The following is an 18,438-nucleotide window of genomic DNA, read 5'->3' on the forward strand; positions in this document are numbered from 1 at the left end:
AAAAGCAGGGTGGGGTGCAAAGGAACCGGAAGGTGAAGGGGCAAAGATCGATGGCAACGGGCGAGGGGCAGTGGGACGGACGGCAGAAGGGACGGCGGGTGGCTACGCCTGCAGGGCGACCTGGGCGTCGATCGTGATGGTCACGGTGTCGCCGAGGAGCACTCCGCCGGACTCGACGGCCGAGTTCCAGCTCACGCCGAAGTCGTGGCGGTTGATCTTGGTGGTGAACGAGCCGCCGGCGACGGTCTGGCCGTAGCCGTTCACGATGATGCCGCCGAACTCGCCCGTGAAAGTGACCGGCTTGGTCACGCCGCGCAGGGTGAGGTCGCCCGAGATCGCGAGGTCGTCGCTGTCGGTGCGGATGTCGTTCGACACGAAGTCGATGGTCGGGAACTCGTCGGGCGCGAAGAAGTCGTTGGTGCGGAGGTGGTTGTCGCGGTCCTTCTGGCGGGTGTTGACCGACTTGACCTCGATCGACGCGGAGATCTTCGAGTCCAGCGGGTTCTCGGCGGTCTCGACGGTCACGTCGAAGGTCTCGAACGAGCCCTTGACCTTGGAGATCGCGAGGTGGCGCACCGAGAAGGTGACCTCGGAGTGGGTGGGGTCGAGCTTCCAGGTGCCGGTGGTGTAGCCGGGGATGGTGTCTGCGGTGAGCGTCATGGTGATGTCCTCTGTGTTGAGTGCGTATCGGTCAGTGGATCCGGGTGAGCGGCGAGCGACAGCCCCACGCTCAAATGTATGCAATTGCATTGAATCACGTTTTATTCCCGGGCGCGCGCCCCGGTGCGAGGGCACCCGCAGGCACCCCCGCGCGGGGACGTCACCGTACTCAGGTCTCGCGGGTCGCGGGTGACTGCGTCTTCGTGAGCGATGGGTCGTATTCCGCGACGTCGCCGATGACCGAATCGATGAGGGACACGACCTCGTCGGGAAGGGTGACCCCGGCCGCGAGGGCGTTCGAGGTGACCTGTTCGGGCCGCGAGGCGCCGATGATGGCCGACGCGACATTGGAGTTGCGCAGCACCCATGCGATGGCGAGCTGGGCCATGTCGATCTCGAGGTCGCGCGCGATGGGCTCGAGCTCCTGTACGGCCTCGAGCACGTCGTCGCGCAGCCAGCGCTTGACCATGTCGGCGCCGCCCTTGTCGTCGGTTGCGCGGGTGCCGGGGGGCAGGGCAGCGCCCGGCTTGTACTTGCCGGTGAGCACGCCCTGGGCGATCGGCGACCAGACGATCTGGCTGATCCCCAGTTCGCGCGAGGTCGGTTCGACCTCGGCCTCGATGACGCGCCACAGCATTGAGTACTGCGGCTGGTTCGAGATGAGCTGAATGCCCAGGTCGGTGGCGAGCGCGTGCCCGGCGCGCAACTGCTCCGCCGTCCACTCCGAGACGCCGATGTACAGCGCCTTGCCCTGGCGCACCAGGTCGGCGAACGCCTGCATGGTCTCCTCCAGTGGCGTCTCGTGGTCGTACCGGTGCGCCTGATAGAGGTCGACGTAGTCGGTGCGCAGGCGCTTCAGCGAGCCGTTCATCGACTCCACGATGTGCTTGCGCGACAAGCCGGAATCGTTCGGGCCCTTGGGTCCGGTCGGGCCGAACACCTTGGTGAAGATCTCCACCGATTCGCGACGCTCGTTCTTGAGCGCGCGGCCGAGCACCTTCTCGGCCATCGTGTTGGCGTACACGTCGGCGGTGTCGAAGCTCGTGATGCCCGATTCGATCGCCGCCTTCACGCAGGCGAGCGCGGTGGTGTTCTCCACCTGCGAGCCGTGGGTCAGCCAGTTTCCGTAGGTGATGGCCGAGACCTTGAGTCCGCTGTTTCCGAGATATCTGAATTCCATACCCCCACGTTATGCGGCGGGGCGCGATTCGGTGTGGCATCGCCCGGCACCGCCGGTCCCACCGCCCGAAGCTGGGAATCGGCCCCATGACCAATCCGGTCGGCATCCCGTGCCGAAGCTCCAGCATCCCGAGGTTCCCGCCTCGCACCATCTCTTCACCGCCGAAGATGCAGCTTCGGATATCCCCCGCCGAAGTCGCGTTTCGCCCGGCCCCGTTTTCGCAGCAGTCAGATTCCTACCTCACCCCCCGGAGGCAGCACCGTGATTCCCTCATTCCCCTCGACGCTCCGCGCGTCGACGACGCAGCCGGACCCGCTGGTGACCCCGGCGCCGCTCCCTCCCACGGAGGTCGTTCCCAACCGGGGCGTTCCCGAAGGTGGAGCCGCCGACCCCGCCGCGTTCTCCTTCCTGCCCGACTGGTCGCCCGGCGAGTGGATCGGGTACTCGAGCCTGATCGTGCTCGCGCTGATACTCACCGCCATCGCCGTGACGACCCTGTGGTGGATGCTGCACGCCTGGCGCTCCACCGGACACCTCAAGAACACCGGCTTCTCGTCGACGCCACAGGCACCCCAGCTGTCGTTCACCCTGCTGGTGCCCGGACGGCACGAGGAGGAGGTCATGGGGCAGACGCTCGACAAGCTCGCGACCCAGACGCATCCGGATTTCGAGATCATCGCGATCGTCGGCCACGACGACCCCGGCACCGAGCGGGTCGTGCGCGAAGCAGCAGCGCGGCATCCACACCTCATCACGGTCGTCGTCGATGACAGCGTTCCCAAGAACAAGCCCAAGGCGCTGAACAAGGCCCTCGAGATCGCCCGCGGCGACGTGGTCGGCGTCTTCGATGCCGAGGACGACGTGCACCCGGCGCTGCTCAGCCTGGTCGACTCGCGCTTCACCGAGACCGGCGCCGACGTGGTGCAGGGCGGCGTGCAGCTGATGAACTTCCAGACCAGCTGGTGGTCGCTGCGCAACGTGCTCGAGTACTACTTCTGGTTCCGGTCGCGCCTGCACTTCCACGCCGGCGCGCGCTTCATCCCGCTGGGCGGCAACACCGTCTTCGTGCGGCGCGAGTGGCTCGACTGGTCGAACGGCTGGGACGATGGATGCCTCGCCGAGGACTGCGAGCTCGGCGTTCGGCTGTCGAGTGCCGGGGCGAAGGTCGTCGTCGCGTACAGCGCCGAGGTCGTCACCAGGGAAGAGACCCCGGGCACCCTGAAGTCGCTGTACAAGCAGCGCACCCGCTGGAACCAGGGCTTCCTGCAGGTGCTGGGCAAGGGGGAGTGGCGTAAGTTGCCGCACCTGAGCCAGCGCATGTTCGCCCGCTACCTGCTGTCGATGCCGTTCCTCCAGGCCATCACCGGCCTGCTCATCCCGGTGTCGATCATCCTCATCCTCACCGTCAAGGTGCCGACCGCCGTGGCGCTCATCACCTTCATCCCGATCGCGCCCACCATCGTCACGCTCGCGGTCGAGATCGCCGGACTCACCGAGTTCGGCCGGCTCTACAACCGCAAGGTGCGCATCAGGGACTACGTGAAGCTCGTGCTCGGTACCTTCCCGTACCAGGTGTTCCTCGCCGCCGCAGCGGTGAGGGCCGTCGCGCGCAACCTCCGCGGTGACCACTCATGGGAGAAGACCGAGCACACCGGTGCGCACCGCGACGCCGTCGTGGTGAACGCCGAGCCGAACGCCGATGACGCGGTGAGCACGACCGGCGCCGGCGCCAGCGCCCGCCCCAGCGCTGCTGCTGCTGCTCCCGCTTCTGACGACGCCAGCCTGACCCCCGCCGGAGGCACCCGATGACCACCACGACAGAACGACCCATCTCGCGCGAGGCCCCGCGCCCCGCGTCCGCCGGCGCCGGTTCCGGTCAGGTATCCGACTCCGCCGACCGCCCGCGCGTCCCGCGCCGCCGCCTTCGCACCTGGTTCCGCGCCCACCGCGCGAACATCGCCTGGCTGTCGCCGGTACTGCTCGTCTCCGCCCTCGTGCAGGCCATCAACCTCGGCGGATCCCCGCAGCGGGTCGACGACGAGGGCACCTACACCGCGCAGGCCTGGGCAGTCAACAACCTCGGCGAGCTCGCGCACTACACCTACTGGTACGACCACCCACCGCTCGCCTGGCTGCAGGTCGCGGCATGGACGGGCGCCACCGGCGGGTTCCAGCGCTACGACTTCGCCGTCATCGCGGCCCGCGAGGCCATGGTCATCGCGACGCTGGTCAGCCTCACCCTGCTGTGGTTCATCGCCCGTCGCCTCGGGTTCAGCCGCGTGGCCGCCTCGGTGACCGCCCTCGTCTTCGCGCTCTCCCCGCTCGCCGTGCAGTTCCACCGCTCGTTCTACCTCGACAACGTGGCCATGCCGTGGCTGCTCGCGTCGATCCTGCTCGCGATGACCCGCAAACACCAGCTCGCCGGGTTCGCGGCATCCGCCGCCGCCCTCGGCGTCTCGGTGCTGAGCAAGGAGACCTTCCTGCTCGCGCTGCCGCTCGTCGGATGGCTGATGTGGAAGAACGCGCGCATCGAGACCCGCCGATACACCCTCTCGGTGGCCGCGACCATCCTCGTAATCATCGGCGGCGGCTACCTGCTGCTCGCGACGGTCAAGGGCGAACTGCTGCCGGGCGATGACCGGGTCAGCCTGTTCGACGGCGTCGCCTTCCAGCTCGCCTCCCGCGACTCGAGCGGGTCGATCTTCGACCCGGAAAGCCTGTTCAGCGCGACCACCGCGGTCTGGGTGCAGCTCGACCCGGTCATCGTCGTGCTCGCGCCGCTCGCCGCGATCGCCGGCCTGTTCATCCGCCGGCTCCGGCCGTTCGCGATCATGCTCGCCTTCCTCATCGCATTCATGTTCCGCCCGGGCGGGTACCTCCCGGTGCCGTACGTGTTGATGATGCTGCCGTTCGCGGCGCTCCTCATCGTCGGGGTGACCGAGCGCGCGGTGCGCACCTGGCGCCGTCGCCGCGGCGGTGTGCGCAGGGCACCCAACGTGCTCTGGCTCGTCGCCATCGTCGCGGCCGTCGCCGTGGCCGTTCCCGCCTGGGGAATGCAGCTGCGTGGACTGCTGCTCGCCGACCTCGACGAGCCCGCCCGCGATGCGCAGTCGTGGATCGAGGAGAACGTTCCCCGCGACTCCCGCCTCATCGTCGACGACATCATGTGGGTCGACCTCGTCACCGCCGGCTTCGCCCGCGACAACGTGGTCTGGTTCTACAAGCTCGACACCGACCCGGCTGTGCAGGCCCAGTCACCGAACGGCTGGCGCGACTCCGACTACATCGTTACGACCGACTCGATGCTCACGTCGCCCAACGCGGCCAGCGCGGGATCCGCGGTCGAGAACTCCGTCGTCGTCGCGAGCTTCGGCGAGGGCGAACAGGCCGTCGAAGTCCGCAGGATCGACCCGGCGGGCATGGATGCTGCCACCACGGCACTCGAGGAGGCGGCGATCGAGCGCGCCGAGACCGGCCAGGACCTGCTGCGCAACCCCGACCTCGCTGTCGCCAGCGCCGATGCGGCACGCCTCGACGCCGGCCAGGTCGACGAGCGGGTCACCATCGCGCTCGCCCAGCTGATGGCCTCCGGCCCGGTCACCGTCGACGGGTTCCCCATCGTCTTCGGCGAGGACGACCTCCCGTTCCGCCAGGTCGACATCGGCGAGGCCGACGGCAACCCGCTGGTGGTCGACGGCCGGATGACGGATGATGCGGAGACCTTCGTCGAATCGCTCGCCGGACGCTACCGCCCATCCGACGTCACGGTCGTCGACGGCGCAGTGCGCCTGACCTTCTCGATCGTCGCCCCCCAGGGCGTCGTGTCATGACCCCCGCAGTTCGCCCAGTACGCCCACCCGCAGCATCCAGAAATCCCCTACCCCCCGAGGAGATCACCATGACCGAGCCCGCAAACCCCGGCCGCACCGCCCGCCGGGCACCCACGACCATGCTGGCCGTCGCCGCCGTGGCACTCACGGCCCTGGGCCTCGGGGGCGTCGGTGCAGCGCAGGCCGCACCCGCGGGCACGCTGCCCGCTACGACCGTGCCGGCGAACACCCTGCCCGCCACCACGGGCACCGACGGCTGGATGCGCGTCGCCCACCTGTCGCCGGACACCAAGTCGGTCGACATCAAGCTCAGCGCCCTCAGCGGTGGCGACGCGATCGTGGAGCTCACCGATGTGGCCTACGGGGCGGTCTCCGACTACCTCGCCGTGCCGGAGGGCACCTACGTGGTGTCGATGGTGCCATCCGATGGGGCCGCGGATGCCGCGCCCATCGTTTCCGCGTCGGTGCGCATCGAGCCCGCCAAGACCATCACCGTCGCCGCGTTCGGCCGCAACAGCGACCTCGAGACGCAGGTGTTCACCGACGACCTCACCAGCCCGGCGGCCGGAGAGGCTCGCATCCGCCTCATCCAGGCCTCGACGGTCACCGACTCCGTCGACGTCAACACCAGCACCGGCGTGCTCATCGCCGACGACGCCACCGCGGGTGCCGCCACGAGCTACGCGACGGTTCCGGCCGGCCCGTGGGAGCTCGAGCTGACCGCCACCGGCCTCGCCGACACCGCGTCGGTCGACCTCGCCGACGGAAGCGCCAACACCCTGTTCGTGCTCGACAACGCCGACGGCGGACTCACCGTCATGTCGGTGCTCGACAGTGCCACCGTGGGCGTCATGCCGGAGGGTGGCGTGCAGACCGGCGGGGGATCGCTCGCCACCGACGGCCCGCTCGCCGAGCTCGCCGCGTCGGTCGACCTCGCGGGTGGGCGCGGATGAGTCGTCGCCGGGCCGTGATCGCCGCGGTGATCGTGGTCGCCGTCGCGGTGACCGCGGTGGCCGCACTGTTCTTCACGGGGGCGCGCATGCCGTCGTCACCGACCGCGGAGCCCGCGGGCAGCACGTCGGCCGAGCCGGGCGAGCCCCGCAGCGACTGGACCGCGACCGAGCTGGGGCAGTCGTTCCTTGCCGAGTGGGTCGACGACGGCCGTGTCGTGCGCCGCGACCAGGGCAACGACACCGTGAGCGAGGGGCAGGCCTATGGCATGCTCATCGCGCTCGCGGTCGACGACGAGGAGTCGTTCGACGAGATCTGGAGCTGGACGCAGCAGAACATGGTGCGCCCGGACGGACTGCTGGCATGGCGATGGAGCGACGGCGAGGTCATCGACGACGAACCGGCCTCCGACGCCGACCTCGACGTGGCGCGCGCCCTGGTGCTCGCCGGAGCCGCGTTCGACAGCCCGGATTACGTCGACGACGGGCACGCGCTCGCCGGCGGCATCCTCGATTCGATGACGGTGCAGACCGACGCCGGGCGCATCCTGCTGCCCGGAACGTGGGCCGCCGGGACGCAGCCGTACGCCTACAACCCGTCGTACTCGTCGCCCGCCGCCTTCGCGGTGCTCGGGGAAAGCACGGGGGATGCGCGTTGGACCGAGCTCCAGCAAGGCTCCGCCGTCGTGACCACGACCATCCTGAACCAGACCGACCTGCCGCCCGACTGGGCGCAGGTCAACCCCGACGGGCGGGTCGACGCCATGGCGGGAGCCGCCGGAACGGGGGAGGACGTGCGCTACAGCTACGACGCCGCCCGCCTGCCCGTCCGCTACGCCGAATCGTGCGACCCCGCCGACCGCGAGCTCGCGGCACAGCTGGTCGACCCGCTCAGCAGGCAGCAGCTGCTACCGGCCGAGCTCGACCTCGGCGGCACGGCGCTGGCCGAGGCCGTGCACCCGCTCGCCTACGCGGCACGCGCCGCCGCAGTCGCCTCGGCCGGCGACACCGCGGCAGCGATGGACGACCTCGATGCCGGCGTCGCCGTGCTCGACGAGTCGCCCACCTACTACGGGGCCGCCTGGGCAGCCCTCGCACCGCTGATGCTGCAGTCCGACCGCCTCGGCGGCTGCCCGATCCTCGAGGGAGCGTGACGCGATGAGCGCCACCGACAAGCCCCGTCCCCGCCGTCGCCTGCTGATCGGCGGTGCGGCCATCGCGCTCGTCGCCGCCATCGGCGTCGGGGTGGCGGTGGATGCCGCCAGCTCCGGGTCACCAGACGGCGCGGCATCCGCGGCAACCGAGCCGGTCGCCGCAGCACCCGCGACAGGAGCGGCAGACGGGGTACAGAATCCCGTCGACCGGGTCGCTGAACCATCCAGGGACGGCGTCACCGCCTCCCGGGTGTCCATCCCCGCCATCGGCGTGGATTCCACCCTCGAACAACTCGGCCTCGACCCCACCACCCGCGAGCTGACCCCGCCGGTCGAGTGGATGTCGGCCGGCTGGTACCGCGACGGAACCCTGCCGGGCGAGGTGGGGCCCGCCGTCATCGCCGGGCACGTCGATTCGGTCACCGCGCCGGCGGTCTTCGCACGCCTGAACGAGCTCGTCGCGGGCGACGAGGTGATCGTGACGCTGTCGGACGGCAGCACCGAGACCTTCGTCGTCGACTCGATGACGTCGGCCCCGAAGAACGAATTCCCCACCGAGGCGGTCTATGGGCCGACGCCGACCGAGCAGCTGCGGCTGATCACCTGCGACGGGGCATTCGACAGCGCGACCGGGCACTATGTCGACAACCTCGTGGTCTTCGCCTCGCTCGCCGCGTAGTCGGCACGCTCGCGGCGCAGGCCGCGGGGCCACCGGGCGGGCCGGTGGCGGTCGGTCGTCCTCCCCAGGCCGATCGATGCGGAGTTATGGGTTTTTGGCAGAAATGACTTTTATTACGTAGCCGGGTGCCCTACCGTGGGCACAGAACAACCCCCCGTGATCGACCCGACGCCGGTATCCGCTGGACCGTTCCGCCGCGTGTCATCGCACTCCCCCCGGTGCGACCGACTACCAGAAACCCCTACTTTCCGTGCCCAAACACTCTGCTGCAAAAGCGCCGCGCCGTTCCGGCGTGCTTCGCACCCCCGGTGCGCGCCGCCGCGCCACCGGCCATGCCGTGGCGCCCCGCACCGCGCCGGCGCCGGTGCGTTCCCTCGCTGTCGGCGCCGCATCCGCTCCCGCAGCCCCACGATCCCCGTTCGGGCTCATCCGCGGCGCCAAGCGCGCGCTCGCCATGGTCGCCGTCACATTCGTCTTCGCCTCCTCCGTCGGCAGCATGATCCCCAGCGCCGAAGCGGCACCGACCGCCAGCGAGCAGGTCGCCGCCCCGCGGTCGACGCAGAGCCTCGGCACCGTCAGCGGCACCGTCACGGCCGCCGCCCTGTCGCGCGACGATTACGGCATCACGGTGAAGCCGCCGCCCCCGCCGCCTCCACCGCCGCCGCCGGCACCCGCCGCCGTGCCGGCCGGCTCCGGTTCCGCTGCCGGCTCCGGCTCTACCGCGTCTCGCCTGCTCGCCACCCCATCGACGTCGACCGCTGCACTGCAGTGGCCGCAGCCGATCGGCACCAAGATGAGCAGCGGCTTCGGTCCGCGCAGTTGCTCCGGCTGCTCGAGCGACCACCAGGGCGTCGACCTCAACGCCCCGGCCGGATCGCCGATCTGGTCAATGGCCGACGGTGTCGTCGTCGCGGTGAACGCACCCGGGTACTCCGCGTTCGGCGTGCACGCCCGCATCCAGCACCTCATCGACGGCGAGGTCGTCACAACCCTCTACGCGCACATGCAGACCGGGTCGATGCCGCTCACCGTCGGGCAGACCGTCACCGCCGGCCAGTATGTCGGGGCGATGGGCTGCACGGGGTCGTGCACCGGAACCCACCTGCACTTCGAGATCCACCCCGGTGGCGGCGTCGCCGTCGACCCGGTGGCCTGGTTCAACTCGCGCGTCTCGTAGCGAGGCCGATCGGGCGGCGGCGCACAGCGCTGTGCTGCGCCGAGCGGTGCTGCGCTGTGCCGAGCAGTGCTGTGCCGAGCCAGTCTCGGGCTACGCCCAGCGGCCGCGGGCTAGCCTCGCCCCATGGGCAGGTTTGCAGATAGCTGGCGGTCTCATCTGCTGACGACGTTCTCGGGCAACAGCGAGGGCCGTCCGCACTGGGTCAAGGGAATCGAAGAGGGAGACGATGCCGGGTACTTTGGCATCGGGTCGGCCGCGTGGGCGGTGCACGGGGGAATGCCGACCATGGTCGCCGGCATCCGCGCGCTGCTGATGCAGACCCTTCACCCCGGGGCGATGGCGGGGGTGCACGACTGGTCGCGCTATCGCGAGGATCCGCTCGGCAGGCTCTCCGGCACCATCCAGTGGCTCATCACGGTCACCTTCGCCGACCAGGCGCTCGCCACGAAGGAGTCGTCGCGCGTCGGGCGCTTCCACTCGCGCGTCGTCGGCACCTACCTCGACGCCCAGGGCGTCGAGAGGCCTTACGCGGCGGGCGACCAGGAGCTGCTCTCCTGGGTGCACATCGTGTTCACCGACGCGTTCCTCACCTGCCACGAACTGTGGGCGGGCGACATCCCGGGCGGGCCGGACGCCTACGTGCGCGAGTGGGCGCAGGCCGGCATCCTGGTCGGCGTCGACGATCCGCCGCGGTCCGAGGCCGACCTGCGCGAGCGCCTCGACGCGTTCAAGCGCGATGGGGTGCTGAAGAGCGACGAACGCGTCGCCGAGGCGGTCAACTTCATCCGCAACGCGCCGCTTCGCCCGGCGATGATGCCGTTCTACCGCATCATGTTCGCCGGCGCCGTGGCATCCATTCCCCAGGAGTACCGCGTGATGCTCGGGCTGAAGCGACCGTGGTGGCCCGCGATCACCGCGACCAGGGCCGTGCTGGGACTGGTGCGGCTGGTGCTCGGGGCGTCGTCGAGCTCGGAGGATGCCGCGCGCGTGCGTATCGCGCGCCTCGACGCCGAACGACGCGATCGGTCAGGTGCCGCGACCGGCGACGGTGGTGCCGCGTAGGCTTCTCACGAGGAGCACCATGAGCGGGCGACGCACGTGAGCAAGCAGGACGGCAGCGACCGGCAGGTCAGCGACGACGCCGTCGACAGCTCCACCGCCACCATCCTGCACGTCGACCTCGACTCGTTCTTCGCGTCCGTCGAGCTGCTCGACCGGCCCGACCTCGTGAACCGTCCCGTGGTCGTGGCCGGCAACTCGATGCGCTCGGTCGTCACCGCAGCCAACTACCCCGCCCGCAAGTTCGGGGTGCGGTCGGCGATCCCGCTGTCGCAGGCGCTGCGGCTGTGCCCGCACGCGGTGGTGCTGCCGCCGCACCGGGAGAAGTACACCTACTACTCCCGCAAGGTCATGGCGATCTTCGACGACATGACGCCGCTGGTCGAACGGCTCGGCATCGACGAGGCGTTCCTCGACGTCGCGGGCGCGCGCGGGCTGCTCGGGTCGCCCGCCGAGATCGGCCGCGCCATCCGGCAGCGCGTGCACGACGAGACGCGGCTCACCTGCTCGGTCGGTGCGGCATCGGTCAAGTTCGTCGCCAAGATCGCGTCGGGGCGTGCGAAGCCCGACGGCCTGCTGGTGGTTCCGGCCGACCGCACGCTCGAGTTCCTGCATCCACTGCCCGTCTCGCAACTCCGGGGCGTGGGGGCCGCGACCGAGGAGTCACTCACCTCGCGCGGCCTGAGAACGATCGGCGACGTCGCCGCGCTCGGGCTCCCGGCGCTGCAGCGGGCCGTCGGCCTCGCCGCCGGGCACAAGCTGCACGAGCTCGCGAACGGCCGCGATCCGCGCCGCGTGACCCCGGGCGTGGCGGAGAAGAGCGCGGGACACGAGGTCACCTTCGAGGTCGACGTCACCGACGCGGAGGTACTGCGCCGCGAACTGCTCCGGCAGGCCGATGCGGTGGCCGTGCGGCTGCGCGCCGGCGGATGGGTGGGCCGCACCGTCGTGCTCAAGTTGCGCTACTCCGATTTCACCACCATCACCCGGTCGCGCACCATCGCCGAACCGACCGACCTCGGCCGGCGCATCTACGAAGAGGTGCGCTCGATCTACGACGGCCTCGGCGCTCACCGGTCGGTGCGGTTGATCGGCGTGCGGGTCGAGCAACTCTCGGCAAAGGGCGACGAACGTGCGTCGCTGTGGGACGACGACGCGGAGTGGCGCCTCGCGGAGCAGGCCATCGACGGGGTCGCCGAGAAGTTCGGCCGCGGAAGCCTCCGGCCGGCCTCGCTGATCCGCCCGGCGGGCAACCTCGTCAACAAGGGCAGGCTCGGCGACGCACGACAGAAGCCCCGGGCCGGCGACTGACTCTCGTCAGCCGCGCGGCCAGGGGCTCCCTGTGCTCGTGCCGGTGCCGGTGCCTGTCCGGCCCTCGCTAGCGCGCGATGATCGCGGCCGAGTGGCCGGGAAGCGTCACGCCATCGGCCGACATCGCGACCGCGTCATCCGTTGCCAGCAGCAGCACTCCGGGGTACAGCGACGTCACCGTGTCGGTGCCGAAGTTGATCGCCACGGTGGTGTCGCCGCGGTGGATCGCGAACGTGCGGGCGGCCTCGTCGTACTCCACGGAGGTGTGGCCGAACCGCGGGTCGGTGAGGTCGGGAACGGTGCGGCGCAGTCGCGCGAGGTCGCGGTAGACCTGCAGCAGCGCCGCGTGGTCACCCGACTCGAGCTCCGACCAGTCGAGCTTCGAGTTCGTGAACGTCGTCGGGTCCTGCGGGTCGGGAACGACGGCCGGATCCCAGCCCATCTTCTCGAACTCGCGGATGCGGCCCTCGGCGGTGGCGGTGCCGAGCTCGGGCTCCGGGTGCGACGTGAAGAACTGCCACGGCGTCGTCGCGCCCCATTCCTCGCCCTGGAACAGCATGGGCGTGAATGGGCCGACCAGCGTCAACACGGCCGCGATGCGCAGCGCGCCGCCGTCGAGTGTCGCGGTGAGGCGGTCGCCGATCGCGCGGTTGCCGATCTGGTCGTGGTTCTGGTTCGCCACCACGAGGCGCCAGGTCGGCATGTTCTCGGTGTCGACGGGGGAGCCGTGGTCGCGTTCCCGGAAGGTGGAGAACGTGCCGTCGTGGTAGAACCCCTTGGTGATGACCTTCGCGAGCGACTCCAGCTTCGCGAAGTCGCCGTAGTACCCGGTAGTCTCCCCGGTCAGCGCGACGTGCACCGCGTGGTGGAAGTCGTCGCTCCACTGCGCGTGCAGGCCGTAGCCGTTCGCCTCGCGCGGCGTGATGAGCAGTGGGTCGTTGAGGTCGGATTCGGCGATCAGCGTGAGCGGGCGGCCGACGAACGCCGACAGGGCGTCGGTCTCCTCTGCCATCTCGCGCAGGATGTGCTTGTCCGACGTGTCGACCAGGGCGTGCACGGCATCGAGCCGCAGGCCGTCGACGTGGTAGTCGCCGAGCCACATGGCGAGGTTGTCGAGGATGTAGCGGCGCACCTGCGGCAGGTCGAGGTTGACCGACGATCCCCAGGTGTTCTCGCTCGCGTCGTGCAGGTACGGGCCGAAGCGCGGCAGGTAGTTGCCGCTCGGTCCGAGGTGGTTGTAGACGACGTCCTGGATGACGCCGAGGTCGCGCGCGTGGCACGCGTCGACGAACCGCTGGTAGGCCTCGGGGCCGCCGTACGTCTCGTCGACGGCGTACCACAGCACGCCGTCGTAGCCCCAGTTGTGCGTGCCGTTGAAGCCGTTGACCGGCAGCACCTCGACGAAGTCGACACCGAGTTCGACCAGGTGGTCGAGGCGGTCGATGGCGGAGTCGAGGGTGCCGTCAGGCGTGAACGTGCCGACGTGCATCTCGTAGATCATGCCGCCGGCCAGCTGGCGGCCGGTCCACGACTGGTCGGTCCACGCGAACGCGGAGGGGTCGTAGCTGCGCGACAGCCCGTGAACGGTGTCGACCTGGCGACGCGAGCGGGGGTCGGGCACCGGGGTCTCGTCGTCGTCCAGTAGAAAGCCGTACTCGTCGCCGGTCACCGGTTCGGTGGTCGCCCACCAGCCGTCGCCGGAGTCGACGAGTGGATGCGTCGCGCCATCCACCACGAGGGAGACCCGCGTCGCACGGGGCGCCCAGACGGGAGCGATGGGCACGCCGCCGGTCACGCGGTCACCTCGAACGGGGTGGCGGTGGGGGCGAGCAGCGCGACCGGGTAGCGGTCGAGCAGGGTAGAGAGCAGCACGGTGCCTCCGGGAACGGGCCTACCGGTGATGACGTCGGTCATCGCGCGGACGGGCAACTGGATGGTGGTGTCTTCCCAGCCCCCGGCGGCGGCGAGGCCGACGGGCAGGCGGGTGGCGACGGTGATGGCGCCGCCGCGGTCGAACGCGACCGCGTGGTCGGCGGCGGAGCCGAACACGGCGACGGGGGCGTAGCGGGTGAACAGCTCCTGGCGGTCACGACGCAGACGCAGGGCCCGCGAGGTCACCAGCAGCTTGGCCGCGCCGGATTCGTCGACCTCGGGCTGTGCACCGCCGTCGATCGCGGCCAGGTAGAGCCGGCGCAGGTCGAAGTCGACCTCGCGACGGTTGTCGGGGTCGACCAGCGAGGTCTCCCACAGTTCACTGCCCTGGTAGACGTCGGGAACGCCGGGCGCGGTGAGCTGGATGAGCTTCGCCGAGAGCGAGTTGCTCCAGCCCGGCTGCTCGACGCGTTGCACGAGCCCGGCGAGGATGTCGGCCACGCGCGGGTCGTCGAATGCGGAATCGACGAGCTGGTGCATCCGTGATTCGAATTCTTCGTTCTGGTTGGTCCACGCCGTCGAGTCGCCGGCCTCGCGGGAGGCCTTCTCGACGTACGCGTGCAGTCGCTCGCGCGATGCGGGCCACGATCCGACGATGGCCTGCCAGATGAGGGTCTCGAACGGACCGTCGCCGAGCGGTGACGCGGCGCGCAGCTTGTCGAGCGCGGTCTCCCACTCCGACGGCAGTTCGGCGAGCACGCTGAGGCGGGCACGCACGTCTTCGCCGCGCTTGGTGTCGTGGGTCGAGAGGGTGGTCATCGAGGTCGGAAAGCTCGCCTGGCGCAGCTGCTGGCGGTGGTGGAAGTCCGCCGTGGTGATGGCGAACTCCTCGGGGTCGGCGCCCACCTCGGTCAGCGTGCCCAGGCGGTTGAAGCGGTAGAACGCGGTGTCCTCCACGCCCTTCGCCATCACCATGCCCGAGGTCTGCTGAAAGCGGATGGCGGCGGGATGCGTGGGGTCGGAGAGCACCGCGACGAGCTCGTCGACCGTTCCGGACAACTCCGGGCGGTGCCGCTTCGCCAGGGTCGCCGCCGCGTGCAGCTGCTCGATGCCGAGCGGCAGGTAGGAACGGTAGACGGGAAAGCAGGTCAGCAGTTCGGCGATGGCATCGGCGACCCGGGAGAGGGCGGCGCCCTTCTGGGCCTTGACCCTCTTGACCGACGCGCCGAGGTCGCGCTCGATGCGCAGCACCTCGGAGCGCAGGATGCCGTCGGCGATGCTCCGCTTGGTGTCGTGGATCAGCTCGAGCCACTCGACGGGCTCGGTGGCGTCGCGCAGCTTCGCTTCGAGGGCATCGAGCGCCGCCTGGCCGGCCGGGTCGACGAGCACCCGGTCGATCTCGGCGAGCGCGTCGTACCCGGTGGTGCCGTCGGTCGCCCACGCGGTCGGAAGCGGTTCCGGGCCCTCGAGGATCTTTTCGACGAGCACGTAGGCGCCGCCGGTCGCGGCGGCGAGCGCGTCGAGGTAGCCGGCGGGGTCGGCGAGGCCGTCGGGGTGATCAACGCGCAGGCCGTCGGCGAGGCCGTCGCGAATCCAGCGCACGATCTCGGCGTGCGATTCGTCGAACACCCACGGCGTCTCCACCCTGATGCCCGCGAGGGTGTTCACGGCGAAGAACCGGCGGTAGTTGAGCTCGGCGTCGGCGCGGCGCCAGTTCATCAGTTCGTAGTTCTGGCGGGCGTGCACCTCGGCGGGGGTCGCTCCGTCGTCGGCGGTGCCGGGGGCGATCGGAAAGCGATTGTCGTAGTAGCGCAGCTCGTCGCCGACGATGGTCAGCTTCTCGAGCTCCGACTGCCCGTCTTCGTCGTCGCCGAGCACGGGCAGGCGCACCTTGCCGCCGCCGAACGCCCAGTCGACGTCGAAGGCCTCGGCGTAGCGGGATTCCCGGCCGTGCGTCAGCAGGTCCCACCACCACACGCTCTGCGCGGGGGTGGCGACGCCGACGTGGTTCGGCACGATGTCGATGAGCACGCCGAGCCCGTTCGCACGGGCTGCGGCGGAGGCGGCATCCAGACCGGATGCCCCTCCGCGCGCCGGGTCGATACGGGAGTGGTCTGTCACGTCGTACCCGTGGTCCGAGCCCTTTTCGGCCGTGAGGATCGGCGAGAAGTACACCCAGTCGGCACCGAGCTCCCGCACGTAGTCGGCGACACCCGCCGCCTTGTTCAGGTCGAACGACTCCCGGATCTGCAGGCGGTACGTGGAGATCGGTGCCCTCATCAGCTGCTCACGATCCTGCTGAATGTCCCCGTGGCCGGGTGGGTGCCGGCGAGCGACGCAAGCGACGCGGCGACGGAATGGTCTGGTTCGACGTCCGGGGTCGTGAACGCGCGCAGCACGACGAGCGACTTGCCGGTGATGGGAATGACGGCGCCTGCCGGCAGCGGCGCACTGTCGGCCCCGGCGCCCGCGGTGTCGACGACGGTCTCCCATTCCGGCGAGTATTCGTCGCTGGGGAGGGTGAAATCGACGGTGTCATCGTGGGCGTTGAACAGCAGCAGGAAGTTGAGGTCGGTGATGCGCGCCCCGCGGTGGTCACGACCACGGATGCCGTTGCCGTTGAGGAACACGCCAATGGCGCGGCCGAAGCCGGCGTCCCAGTCCTCTGGCGTCATGATGCCGCCGTCGGGTGCGAGCCAGGCGATGTCGGGCAGTGGTTCTCCCTCGCCACGACGAACGGGGCGTCCGTCGAAGAAGCGGGCACGCCGGAACGTCGGGTGCTCGTGGCGCAGGCGGATGATCGCCGAGGTGAACTCCGCCAGCGGGGTGTCGGCGCGGTCCCAGTGCACCCACGAGATCTCGGAATCCTGGGCATACGTGTTGTTGTTCCCGCCCTGCGACCGGCCGATCTCGTCGCCGTGCAGCAGCATCGGCACGCCCTGCGAGAGCAGGAGGGTGGCGAGGAAGTTGCGCTGCTGGCGGGCGCGCAGCGTCTGGATCGCAGGGTCGTCGGTCGGGCCCTCCACTCCGCTGTTCCATGACCGGTTGTGCGACTCGCCGTCGTTGTTGTTCTCGCCGTTGGCCTCGTTGTGCTTCTCGTTGTACGACACGAGGTCGGCGATGGTGAAGCCGTCGTGCGCGGTGACGAAGTTGATGGATGCCACGGGGCGGCGGCCATCCTGTTCGTACAGGTCTGCGGAGCCGGTGAACCGCGACGCGAACTCACCGAGGGTCGACGGCTCGCCGCGCCAGAAGTCGCGCACGGTGTCGCGGTACTTTCCGTTCCACTCCGTCCACTGCGGCGGGAAGTTGCCGACCTGGTATCCACCGGGTCCGACGTCCCACGGCTCGGCGATCAGCTTGACCTGCGACACGATCGGGTCCTGCTGGATGAGCTCGAAGAACGTGGAGAGCTTGTCCACGTCGTAGAACTCGCGAGCGAGGGCCGAGGCGAGGTCGAACCGGAAGCCGTCGACGTGCATCTCGGTGACCCAGTACCGCAGCGAGTCCATGATGAGCTGGAGTGAGTGCGGGTGCCGCACGTTGAGGGTGTTGCCCGTTCCCGTGTAGTCCATGTAGTACTGCTTGTCGTCCTCGACCAGGCGGTAGTAGGCCTCGTTGTCGATGCCGCGGAAGCTGAGGCTCGGACCGAGGTCGCTGCCCTCTGCGGTGTGGTTGTACACCACATCGAGGATCACCTCGATCCCGGCGTCGTGCAGGGCCTTGACCATTCCCTTGAACTCCTGCACCTGCTGGCCGAGCTCCCCGGTCGAGGAGTAGCTGTTGTGCGGGGCGAAGAAGCCGATGGTGTTGTAGCCCCAGTAGTTGCGCAGGCCCTGCTCGATGAGCGTGGAGTCCTGCACGAACTGGTGAACGGGCATGAGCTCGATGGCCGTGACGCCGAGACGCAGCAGGTGTTCGATCACCGCGGGGTGTGCGACCCCGGCGTAGGTGCCGCGCTGGTCCTCCGGCACGTCGGGGTGCAACTGGGTGAGGCCCTTGACGTGCGCCTCGTAGATCACGGATTCGGCGTACGGCACCTTCGGGTGGCGGTCGCCCGCCCAGTCGAAGAAGGGGTTGATGACGACACCGAGCATGGTGTGGCCGAGCGAATCGTCGTCGTTAACCGACAGCGGGTCACCGAAGGTGTAGGAGAACACCGACGGGTCCCAGTCGACCTGGCCGAAGGTGGCCTTGGCATAGGGGTCGAGCAGCAGCTTGTTCGCGTTGGCGCGCTTGCCGTTCGCGGGGTCGTACGGGCCGTGCACGCGGTAGCCGTAGCGTTGGCCGGGCTGGATGTGCGGCAGATAGCAGTGCCAGACGTACGCATCGACCTCGTGCAGCTGGATGCGGGTCTCGGTTCCGTCGTCGTCGATGAGGCAAAGTTCGACCTTCTCGGCGGATTCGCTGAACAGTGCGAAGTTCGTTCCACTGCCGTCGAAGGTAGCTCCGAGGGGGTAGGCAGATCCGGGCCAGGTTTCCATGCAGCTCCTTTAAAGCGGTTTGTTCAACCGTAGCGGTCAATCCCGGCGGCGGAATTAGTGGGGCGAGGGCTTGACGTGCGCC

General features: G+C 69.7%; 13 protein-coding genes. 8 read left to right on the top strand and 5 right to left on the bottom strand.

The window, feature by feature from the left end; all coding sequences use genetic code 11:
- Positions 1-102: 102 nt before the first annotated feature.
- Together G5S38_RS11225 and G5S38_RS11230 are read right to left on the bottom strand one after the other, a co-directional pair.
- A complete protein-coding gene (locus tag G5S38_RS11225; protein ID WP_165068581.1) occupies positions 103-660 on the bottom strand; it encodes a YceI family protein in 558 nt (185 codons plus the stop codon).
- Positions 661-829: 169 nt separating this feature from the next.
- Complete coding sequence (locus G5S38_RS11230; protein WP_165068584.1) at positions 830-1,840, bottom strand: aldo/keto reductase family protein; 1,011 nt, start codon at positions 1,838-1,840, stop codon at positions 830-832.
- A gap of 261 nt (positions 1,841-2,101) precedes the next feature.
- Here G5S38_RS11230 and G5S38_RS11235 point away from each other — a divergent pair, with 261 nt between their 5' ends.
- From G5S38_RS11235 to dinB, 8 genes are all read left to right on the top strand, one after another.
- Positions 2,102-3,649, top strand: coding sequence for a glycosyltransferase (locus tag G5S38_RS11235; protein WP_235929029.1), 1,548 nt, complete (start codon positions 2,102-2,104; stop codon positions 3,647-3,649).
- Positions 3,646-5,670 (top strand): ArnT family glycosyltransferase, encoded by a 2,025-nt coding sequence (locus G5S38_RS11240; protein ID WP_165068586.1) that lies wholly within the window; start codon positions 3,646-3,648, stop codon positions 5,668-5,670. The genes G5S38_RS11235 and G5S38_RS11240 overlap by 4 nt, the downstream gene beginning before the upstream one ends.
- 68 nt (positions 5,671-5,738) lie before the next feature.
- Positions 5,739-6,623 carry a DUF4397 domain-containing protein gene (locus tag G5S38_RS11245; protein ID WP_165068589.1) on the top strand — a complete coding sequence of 295 codons (885 nt, stop codon included), beginning with the start codon at positions 5,739-5,741 and terminating at the stop codon, positions 6,621-6,623.
- Positions 6,620-7,774, top strand: coding sequence for a glycosyl hydrolase family 8 (locus G5S38_RS11250; protein WP_165068591.1), 1,155 nt, complete (start codon positions 6,620-6,622; stop codon positions 7,772-7,774). Before G5S38_RS11245 ends, G5S38_RS11250 begins: the two co-directional genes overlap by 4 nt.
- Positions 7,775-7,778: 4 nt before the next feature.
- On the top strand, positions 7,779-8,453 hold the full coding sequence (locus tag G5S38_RS11255) for a class F sortase (RefSeq protein WP_165068594.1): 675 nt from the start codon (positions 7,779-7,781) through the stop codon (positions 8,451-8,453).
- Positions 8,454-8,745: 292 nt separating this feature from the next.
- Positions 8,746-9,630, top strand: coding sequence for a M23 family metallopeptidase (locus G5S38_RS11260; protein ID WP_165068596.1), 885 nt, complete (start codon positions 8,746-8,748; stop codon positions 9,628-9,630).
- A 123-nt stretch (positions 9,631-9,753) separates the two neighbouring features.
- A complete protein-coding gene (locus tag G5S38_RS11265; protein WP_165068598.1) occupies positions 9,754-10,692 on the top strand; it encodes an oxygenase MpaB family protein in 939 nt (312 codons plus the stop codon).
- A 36-nt stretch (positions 10,693-10,728) separates the two neighbouring features.
- Positions 10,729-12,000: a DNA polymerase IV gene (gene dinB, locus G5S38_RS11270; protein WP_165068601.1), complete on the top strand. Its 1,272-nt coding sequence runs from the start codon at positions 10,729-10,731 to the stop codon at positions 11,998-12,000.
- A 67-nt stretch (positions 12,001-12,067) separates the two neighbouring features.
- Here the strand turns inward: dinB and treZ are convergent, their stop codons facing one another.
- The 3 genes from treZ to glgX are packed head-to-tail and all read right to left on the bottom strand — an operon-like array spanning position 12,068 to position 18,356.
- Entirely contained in the window at positions 12,068-13,795 is a 1,728-nt protein-coding gene (treZ, locus tag G5S38_RS11275; protein ID WP_235929030.1) for a malto-oligosyltrehalose trehalohydrolase, read from the bottom strand.
- The gene (treY, locus tag G5S38_RS11280; RefSeq protein ID WP_165068602.1) at positions 13,792-16,152 is read right to left on the bottom strand and encodes a malto-oligosyltrehalose synthase; all 2,361 of its coding nucleotides are present in this window, start codon (positions 16,150-16,152) and stop codon (positions 13,792-13,794) included. The genes treZ and treY overlap by 4 nt, the downstream gene beginning before the upstream one ends.
- On the bottom strand, positions 16,152-18,356 hold the full coding sequence (gene glgX / locus G5S38_RS11285; RefSeq protein ID WP_165068605.1) for a glycogen debranching protein GlgX: 2,205 nt from the start codon (positions 18,354-18,356) through the stop codon (positions 16,152-16,154). Before glgX ends, treY begins: the two co-directional genes overlap by 1 nt.
- Positions 18,357-18,438 lie beyond the last annotated feature (82 nt).

This window comes from Marisediminicola senii, from assembly GCF_011057645.1.
Classification (GTDB): Bacteria; Actinomycetota; Actinomycetes; order Actinomycetales; family Microbacteriaceae; genus Marisediminicola; species Marisediminicola senii.